A 9201-nucleotide genomic window follows, 5' to 3' on the forward strand; every position below is an offset into this window, starting at 1 on the left:
CGGGAGAACATGTCTTCAGATGCAGGACATGAGATTATGGTCAGCCGGAGCATTCAGGCGGAAGGAACCTTCGGAGATCTTAAAGAAAACTACAGATACAGCCGATTGAGACGCCGGGGACTGGAAAACGTAAAATTTGAGGTGCTTATTGTGGCCATGGGACACAATATCAGAAAATTAAACAACAGAAATCGGATGAGTTGCCCAGAACTCGAACGTTATGGAAAATTAAAGGAGCAGAAAAGCGAAATCTGAAAAAGATTATAAACAGTCTTTTTGAGTTTTGGCTCTTTTCAGTGCGTTCAAAAATTGACTTGAGCGGAAAAACACATCATAAAACAGGATTGAATCAGATAAAAAGCATAGAAAAAGGGGCTGTAAATCTCGCTGATGAAAAATCAGTCGAAATTTAACAGCCCCTTTGTAATCCTGGACCTGTTTAATCCTTAATGATCAGTTCAGAAGCAATCTGATCAAGATCCATTGGATCATTTTCCCCGAATTCAAGGATGAGCTGATCAGGCTTCTGCTTTTTTGTATAGCGGGGAATCAGATGAACGTGGAAGTGATTGACTGTCTGTCCAGCGCCTTCGCGGATGTTGGTTAACACATTGATTCCATCGCATCCAAGAACGTCTTCCATATGACGTCCAACTTTCTGAGCTGCTTCAAAAACCGCATTACGGGTTTTCTCAGAACATTCTAGTAAAGAATCACAATGTGTTTTGGGTAAAACGAGCGCATGACCATACGATACCGGATTGATATCGAGGATAACGCGTACTTCGTCATTTTCATAAATTGTTTTTCCTGGAATATTGCCATTGGCGATTTCACAGAATATGCAGTCCATAATCAGGACTCCTTTCTTTGAATTAGAACGAATCGATTGCTGCGTAGAATCAGGAACCTGAATCAGACATGAATGAAATATCAGCCAGTTATCAATAAATCTGTAAAAACAAATCCCTTAATCAGAAAATGGATCCTGAATTCCAACGCCAGGTACCATCAGGACAGACGACTGGGCAGCAATTCGATTTCAATGAAGACCTATGCTTATTGTATTCGAAAAACCAGAAATCGTAAAAAACAAAAAAACACAAGTCGAAACCGGCTTGCGTTTAAAGATTTTAACAATTTAGATTTTTAACGGTACAGTAGAGAAAAGTCAGGCTAAGGGGATGCCTGACTTCTCTACTATTAAGGGGATAGAAAATAGTATGAATATCGCATGATAAACATACCGGCAAGGGTCTCTTCCTTGCTACCAAGATTATAGCATAGCCATATTCACACTTTCTAGACAAAAGTGTGGGAAACAGTGTGATAAAGGATGAAAAACAGCGATTTCAAGGGATGCAGTCCCCACTCATAGGGGGATTTTGATCATTTTCTGACCAGATTACGGCAAAACTCGCAACAAAATCTGAAATGAATAATCCCATCTTTTCCTCATTATGGTGCTGTCTGCTTCTTTGGGCGTAGTTTAAGCTCATAGATGCGATACCTATCGGGCATATATTCAGGACTCATTTGTATCGAAAGCAGAAATCACACAAATAAACTTAAAATAAACCAAAGTAAGTTATTTTATGTGATCCAATTTGTGTGAAATGTGAGACTTTTCATTTGAGACCATCACAGGAAGTTGAGTCGGATTTTTCAAGAGTGAATTCAGTAAAGCTTTTCCTGTTGTTTTTGAATCGCTGCGGGCAAAGGGATCAGGACAATCTGAAAATTCTGGAAACGAGTTTGAGATATTATAAAACCAGCAAGTACAGATGGCGAAAAATTCTGATCCTGGAAAGCAGATATCAGAACATCAATGACTGAGATGAAGCGAATGGTCAATGTCTGCCGCCATTTATATCAATTTATATAAAAGGGAAACGTTTATGAATAACTCTGTCACTCAGGACTCCTATATTATTTATATTCAGTATTATGAATCCTGTCTTGGACGGCTTACAATGGCAGCCAGATATGGACATTTGATTGGGCTCTGGTTTGAAAATCAGAAATATGAGCTGCAGTATCCTGGCAAGCTTTCAGATCCGATTTACGAAAGAAAAGATCTTCCAGTTTTTGAACAGACTGCGTTATGGCTTGATCTGTATTTTTCTGGTCAGAATCCAAAGTTCAGACCGGATATTCTGTTAGAGGGTTCCGCTTTTCAAAAAGCAGTCTGGGATATTCTGTTAGAGATTCCTTATGGGCAGACGATGAGCTATAAGCAGATTGCTGATATCATCGCCAGACAAAAAGGAATAGCCCGAATGTCAGCTCAGGCAGTAGGAAATGCAATCGGGCACAATCCGATCTCATTAATTGTTCCATGCCATAGAGTCATTGGAAGCAATGGTAAACTGACCGGTTATGCCGGCGGACTGTTCAGGAAACAAAAACTTCTTGATCTGGAAGGTTTCGGACGATCAGACCAGAAGGAATCATGAAAGTGAAAGGAATTAAAGAGCGGCAGATGACCTCAGAGAAAAAGGTCTGAAATCTGGTCCGCCGAAAATGGTTTCTAAGAGATTTTGTCCTTTCATGATTTCTGGTCAAAAGATGCGTATAATTCCGGTATACTGCCCTGTGAATTAAAAAATCAGGAGAAATGGCCTGAATCTGTCCTGTTCTGGCAGGCAACTGACCTAAGTTCATGATCAGCCATCGCCCAGAGGTTCAGGGATGATGATTGTCCGTTCAGAAAGGATAAAATACTCCTGAGGCAGGTTTATCGTGTAAACCCACAGGATTAGAAAAGGATTGTTAGATGATAGAGCGAACTCTTAAACATATTGCAAAAGTACTCGACGCATCGATACTCAATCAGCCTGATGATAAAAACGCAGGCATTTGCGGAGTGTCGATTGATTCAAGAACTGTAAAACCTGGAAATCTGTATGTTCCATTAAAAGGAGCCCGAGTGGATGGTCATGACTTTATAGCTCCGGCGTATACAAATGGCGCTGCTGCGGCTTTGTGGGCGATTGATCGGATTCCGTATCCAAACTTTATTCCCCTGATTCTCGTTCGGGATCCGTTAGCTGCCATGCAGAAACTGGCGAAAAGCTATCTGAGTGAAATTGATCCATTAACGATTGGGATTACCGGAAGCAATGGAAAGACAAGTACCAAGGATATGGCCGCAAGCATTCTTTCTGAAAAATATCCGACGATCAAGACGCAGGGCAATCATAATAATGAAATTGGTCTTCCATTAACCATTTTTGATCTTGAAGAAGATACCAAAGCTGCAGTTCTGGAGATGGGAATGGAAAATTATGGAGAAATTGATTTTCTCTGCTCTATTGCGCCTTTAGATATCGCTGCGATTGTATCGATCGGTTCGGCCCATATGGAAAACTTTGGCAATCGTTATAATATCGCCAAAGCCAAGTGTGAAATCATTCATGGTCTTCGCAAACGCGGTATCTTAATCTACGACAAGGATTCAAAGGAAATTGAAGAAGTTCTTCAGGATGATCCGGCCCCTGTTTCTGTTCGAAAAATCTCCTTTTCAGGAAAAGGAAACCCGGATGCGGATCTGTTTGTGACATCGGATATTTCCTATCGCCATGATGGAATTGAATTTAACGCCGATGGAATTCTAAGAAATATCTTTGTTCCAGCTGCTGGAAGACATCAGGCCAGCAATGCGTTATGCGCCATTGCCATCGGACAGGCTGCGGGACTGGATGAAAACCAGATTCTTGAAGGTCTTTCCAGAACGGAGCTGACAAAAATGCGTTCCCGTCTTTATCCATTAAAAAAGGGAACGATTTTAGATGACTCCTATAAGTCAAATCCAGAAAGCGCAAAAGCGGGAATCGATACGCTGATGGCCATTCCAGCCAACAAACATGTGGCTGTGCTTGCGGGAATGCTTGACTTAGGGGAAAATGAAAAGCTGCTGCATGAAGAAGTGGGAAAATACGCCAGGGAAAAAGGCGTAGATCTTTTATATACATATAAAACACCCGGATGCTTTATTGCGGATGGGTTTGGCAATCAGGCCGTGAAATCTGATGATAAAAAAGAACTGATTGAAACGCTGCGGCCGCTCTTTGATGAGAAGACAGCGGTTTTAATCAAAGGAAGCCGGGCGTTTAAGATGGATGAAATTGTAAACGCTTTGCTTGAAGAGGAGAATTGTAATGAAAAAAACTGATCTGGGTGTCGTGTTTGGAGGGCAGTCAAGCGAATATTCCGTTTCACTGCATTCAGCCGCTTCATTTTTGCGGGATCTGAATAAAGATCGTTATAACCTGACTCTGATCGGAATTGACAAACAGGGACAGCCCTGGGTTTATTATGGATCCATTGATGATCTTGAACACGATCATTGGAAAAAAGATGCCGTTAAGGCGGCCTGGGTTCATCAGGGGATTCTTCCTTTAGATCCTTCTAAAGACTCAGAAGAAATTCATCTTGATGTCGTATTCCCGGTCGTTCATGGCAAGAATGGAGAAGATGGAGCCATTCAGGGTCTGCTTCAGATGCTGAACATTCATTATGTTGGCTGTGATGTGCTTTCGAGTGCGCTGTGCATGGATAAGGAATTAATGCATATCGTTTTAGATGAATCAAAAATTCCATGCGCTCCTTATCTTTGCTTAAAAAAAGATCAGCCAGAACCTTCTTTTGAAGAAATCGCGGATCTGATTGAACTGCCATGGGTGATCAAACCATGCAATGCGGGCAGCTCCTATGGCGTTCATTTTGTTGACAATGAACTTCAGTTTTCCAAAGCTGTTGAAGATGCATTCAAATACGATGGCCGCGGGAAGATTCTGGTAGAAAAGGCTGTTGATGGCTTTGAAATCGGCTGTGCCGTGATGGGCAATGAGCATCTCTTTGCTGGAAGTGTCGATGAAATCGAAACGTCCCATCCGGTCTTTGATTTTGAAGGCAAATACGATATGGTCGATTCCCACATTTACTGTCCAGCTCGTATTTCCAAAGAAGAATTCGAAAAGGCAAGAGGGCTGGCTAAAGCGGCTTATCAGGCGATGGGTTGTCAGGGAATGGCCAGAGTGGATATGTTTCGGTTAAAGGATGGTTCGATTATCATCAATGAAATCAATACGATTCCAGGAATGACCGCAACCAGCCGATATCCTTCCATGATGAAGGAGGCTGGAAAGCCTTTCAATAAGCTGATCGATGAACTGATTGATCTGGCTATGGAGAAACCAGTCGGCGTATGTTAAAAACTGACGGCCTGCGCTGCTGGGCTCAAATCGATACGGACGCTATTGCGCATAACGTAAAGGAAATTCAGAAGCTTGTTGGCGATACGAAAGTGATGGGAATTGTTAAGGCGAATGCCTATGGACATGGTGCCTTAGCCTGTACAAAAGCCTTGCAGAAAGCGGGGGTTGATTATTTTGGTGTCGCCTGTCTGCAGGAAGCCATTGAACTTCGAGAAGGAAATATTAAGGATCCAATCCTGATCCTGGGTTATACACCACCAACCTGCTTTGAGATCCTCGATCAGCTCGATCTGCATCAGTCCATTCTTTCCTATGACTATGCAAAGAAGATGAATGAATGGGCGCTTGAAAACCACACAAAATTAAAAGGTCACGTCAAACTCGATACTGGGATGAACCGCACCGGATTCTTATATCAGGATGGTGCGAAGGAAAAAGAAGAGTTGCTTGATACCTGGAATATGCCAGGTCTTCAGATTGATGGGATCTTTTCCCATTTTCCAGTCAGTGATGATCTTGAGAAAGATTCGGCTGACTTTACCAGACACCAGATGGATCTTTTCGACGAAGCCATCGAAGAGATTAAAAAGGCTGGATATCATCCTGGCCTTCGTCATATTCAGAATTCATATGGAATTCTGAACTATCAGGATCGAGGCTATGATTACTGCCGGCCCGGACTTTTATATATGGGAGTCACCAGTGATGATTCCGTACCGGTCTTAAGCAATCCGGATTTTATTCCGATTCTGAGTCTTAAGGCCAAGGTCAGCATGGTCAAGACGATTCCACAGGGAGCAACTGTTTCCTATGGAAGACACTTCAAAGCAAAAAAGCCAACAAAAATTGCTTCTCTGACAATCGGTTATGCCGATGGGCTTCCGAGAATCTGTTCCAATCAGGATCTGAAAGTACTGATTCGAGGACACCTGGTTCCAATTGTTGGAAACATCTGTATGGATCAATGCATGGCAGATATCAGTGGATTTGATGATATCAAGGAAGGCGACATCGTGACCCTGATCGGAGAAGATCAGGGAACAACTGTGACTTTAGATACGATTACACGTCTGGCCCACACGATTAATAATGAAACGCTGACAAGCATTACTTCCCGCGTTGAGCGTTTTGATCTTGCAGCATTAAATGATCAGGAAAAAGACATCTGAAGAAAGATCAGAAACTGCAGCTTCACAGGCCTTCTGATCCATAAAAATTATGAATAGACTTTTGCGGCAGGCCTGATTCAGGTCTGCCATTTTTTACATCCTGAATTTTAAAAAAAGGAATCTGACCTGAAAACCGGATATGGAAATTGGAAAGATTTGAAAAATCGGATTAAAAAAACAGATTTAAAAATCATCTAAAATGAAAATTACTGGTTTGAAATGGTTTATGGGCTTTTAGCTTTTGCCTCTTTAATCAAGCGGCGATAATGAAGGAAAGCGAAAGTGAGGCAATCAATTATGGCTGAAACATTCAAGAAATTAGAAGATGAAGTATTAGAAAAAGAAGTTCGTCACGACGAAAATGTGATCGATGCAAAACGCGGAGATATCATGGAACACGAAGTGCAGATTAAAGATGATAAATCTAAAATGATGAAAGATCTGCATGAACATGAAATCAAACATGATGAAAAAGTCATCGAACGCAAAGAACATGATGCTGAAAAGCATGATGCTCATCTTAAGGAAAACGAACAGGAAATCGAAGGTAAATAAACTTTTCCTGATTTAAGTACCCGAAGCTCGAATTGAATTTTACGAGAGTTATTCCTCAATAAGATCAGATTTTACTATTTAGAAACTCTTTGCATATTGCCTAAGGCAAGGCTGGATCAGTGATCCAGCCGTTTTTTTTTAGAGAGCTTATATGAGATATCATGGATTTTTGCCATCCATTCTGGAGTAACTGTCAAACAACCATTGATTATTCAGAATGTAAGGAATCGAGAAATGAAACCAGGTTTTGCAAATTGTTGGAATCAGCTGATTGAAAAATTGTCAGCACAGTCTAATGTTGACAGTGACTTTCTCACTTCTTTTAGAATTTTTTTAATGGAGGACCTGAAGATGCAGACAAAAGATATCGTTCAACTGCTTGGTATCGAAGAAAACAAGATTAAGGATTATATCCGCAGCAATGTATTCTCTCCGGAAAATCCATCAGTAAACGGCAGCCGCATCTACTACACTGATCGAGATATTGAAAAACTGAAGCGTCTGATGGTTCTTCGATCGGCAGGATTGACGGTAAAGGATCTTCAGGAGCTTCAGGAATTTCCAGAGAAGCTTGGCAATATTCTTTTAAAGAGAATGGAAAACATGACCAAAATCAGAAAGACCAAATCTGAGGGCCTGATTTTCGCCGAAGCTCTTTTGCTTCAGATCAATAATCAGGAAGAAATTTCTTATGACAGTTTCTGGAATATGATCCATTTGGAGCAAACGGACCAGGTAGATTATGAAAAGTTTCTTTCGAATTTCAAAGAAGCTTATCTGCTGAAAACACTCAGTAAACAAAGCAGGGATGAATCGAAAAAATGATCTGAATCATGCTTTGGTTTAGACATTCAAGACAGATGAAGGCCTCGCAATTTTTCCGTGTTCTTTAGTGGAAAGAGAGGTTCTGCTATGGAACAGAATTTAAAACTGAAAGATTTTTTGAGTTTGCAGCAGATTGAAACGCTGCAATGCCTGGCTGATGAAGAACTTAGTGAAGCTGTCTATGAAAAAGCAAAACGTATTATTCTTCTGATGGCCTATCAGACTCTTCAAAAAAGAGCCGAAGAGTTCTTCGAACTGCAGACACAATCGGTCTGGGATTATCAGATGACTCTGGAATGTATGGAAAAATGGAAATCAGCCATAAGCGCAATCGATGATGTTCTGAATGCGGATCTTAGAAAAATTCAGAATGCCGATTAATCAGAGATGCACTCTGATTACCGATCAATCAAAAAGATTTACTTTCAGAAGAGGGAAAGAAGAAATGACAAATTCGAAATACAGGTTTAAGAAACCAGCAGCTGTGGGGATGAGTGTTCTTATAGCTTCATTAACGCTTGCTGGATGTTTCGCCAAAGATGAAAAAGCAGAAAAGGAAGATCCCATAACAACTATCTGCGGGAGTTTTGTTGAAGAAAATGGTTCAAATCCCGCCTATATCTATACAAAATCAACATTTGATTCAGATCAGGCAACAAGCCAGCTGATCAAATACTTCTATGATGAAGGATGGAGTGATGAGCAGATCCATAGCTCTTTTGATGATATCGAAGAAATTGTTCGTGATGGCGGTCAGCTGATTCTCATTGGTAAAACAGAAACTTACAAACTTGATTCATCAATCGGAAACCAGAAGAATTTGAAGGATTATCAGACTTCAATACTGCAGAAGTTTGGCGAAGTCAGCCAGAACAGTGCCTGTGACATATCGGAAGAAACAGCAGTTGAACAGGCCAAAGAGGCAGTTGCTAAGAGAAAGCAGACCGTTGATTCCAGAAAACAACAGGAAAAACAAAAAGAAAAAGAAGAACAGGAACGTCAGCAGGCAGAAGCTCAATCGAATACTCAAGCTGCCGGTATCAGACCTGAGTTTCAGAAGTCAATGGACGAGTTCATAGCCTTTTACCAGCAATACGCTGAGTTTATGAAAAATTATCAGAACTCGGATGACATTGCGTCAATGATGACAGAGTACGCCAGCATGATGAGCCAGTATACCAAAGTGGCTGAAGCTATGGATCAGGTCGATGAAAGCGCACTGAGTCCAGAAGAGCTTCAGTTGTATATCGAAACAACAACCGAAATCCAGAAAATCCTGGCCAGTGTTTATTAACCGGGCAGACGGGAGAGTGTAATTTTATCTGTGTAAGTCGAGAGCGTACGGCTCGGCCTGCACAGATTTTTTTTGCGATTTGTGCTTTTATTAAGAAAAGAGGAAATGAAATCATGGCTAAAATCAAACGCAATCCTGC

The 9201-nt window shown here is 41.2% G+C and carries 10 protein-coding genes; 9 read left to right on the plus strand and 1 reads right to left on the minus strand.

The window, feature by feature from the left end; all coding sequences use genetic code 11:
- Positions 1-255, plus strand: a 255-nt coding sequence (locus tag BO222_RS01900; protein ID WP_075817320.1) for a transposase, incomplete at its 5' end; no start/stop codon positions are given.
- Between the two features lie 184 nt (positions 256-439).
- Here the strand turns inward: BO222_RS01900 and BO222_RS01905 are convergent.
- Entirely contained in the window at positions 440-853 is a 414-nt protein-coding gene (locus BO222_RS01905) for an HIT family protein (RefSeq protein ID WP_075817874.1), read from the minus strand.
- Between the two features lie 1075 nt (positions 854-1928).
- On the opposite strand from BO222_RS01905, the gene BO222_RS01915 reads away from it, so the two are divergent.
- The 8 genes from BO222_RS01915 (at position 1929) to BO222_RS01950 (ending at position 9062) form a co-directional block, all read left to right on the plus strand.
- Entirely contained in the window at positions 1929-2456 is a 528-nt protein-coding gene (locus BO222_RS01915) for a methylated-DNA--[protein]-cysteine S-methyltransferase (protein ID WP_075817892.1), read from the plus strand.
- 320 nt (positions 2457-2776) lie between these two features.
- Entirely contained in the window at positions 2777-4174 is a 1398-nt protein-coding gene (locus BO222_RS01920) for a UDP-N-acetylmuramoyl-tripeptide--D-alanyl-D-alanine ligase (protein ID WP_075817878.1), read from the plus strand.
- Entirely contained in the window at positions 4161-5216 is a 1056-nt protein-coding gene (locus BO222_RS01925; RefSeq protein ID WP_075817880.1) for a D-alanine--D-alanine ligase family protein, read from the plus strand. The genes BO222_RS01920 and BO222_RS01925 overlap by 14 nt, the downstream gene beginning before the upstream one ends.
- A complete protein-coding gene (alr, locus tag BO222_RS01930) occupies positions 5210-6388 on the plus strand; it encodes an alanine racemase (protein ID WP_075817882.1) in 1179 nt (392 codons plus the stop codon). The genes BO222_RS01925 and alr overlap by 7 nt, the downstream gene beginning before the upstream one ends.
- Positions 6389-6685: 297 nt before the next feature.
- Positions 6686-6943 (plus strand): hypothetical protein, encoded by a 258-nt coding sequence (locus tag BO222_RS01935; RefSeq protein WP_075817884.1) that lies wholly within the window; start codon positions 6686-6688, stop codon positions 6941-6943.
- A gap of 351 nt (positions 6944-7294) precedes the next feature.
- Positions 7295-7768 carry a MerR family transcriptional regulator gene (locus BO222_RS01940; RefSeq protein ID WP_158024538.1) on the plus strand — a complete coding sequence of 158 codons (474 nt, stop codon included), beginning with the start codon at positions 7295-7297 and terminating at the stop codon, positions 7766-7768.
- An 87-nt stretch (positions 7769-7855) separates the two neighbouring features.
- A complete protein-coding gene (locus BO222_RS01945) occupies positions 7856-8149 on the plus strand; it encodes a hypothetical protein (protein ID WP_075817888.1) in 294 nt (97 codons plus the stop codon).
- Positions 8150-8213: 64 nt separating this feature from the next.
- Positions 8214-9062 carry a DUF6591 domain-containing protein gene (locus BO222_RS01950; protein WP_143356901.1) on the plus strand — a complete coding sequence of 283 codons (849 nt, stop codon included), beginning with the start codon at positions 8214-8216 and terminating at the stop codon, positions 9060-9062.
- The last annotated feature ends 139 nt before the right edge of the window (positions 9063-9201 follow it).

Source organism: Ileibacterium valens (assembly GCF_001945525.1).
Lineage (GTDB): Bacteria > Bacillota_I > Bacilli_A > Erysipelotrichales > Erysipelotrichaceae > Ileibacterium > Ileibacterium valens.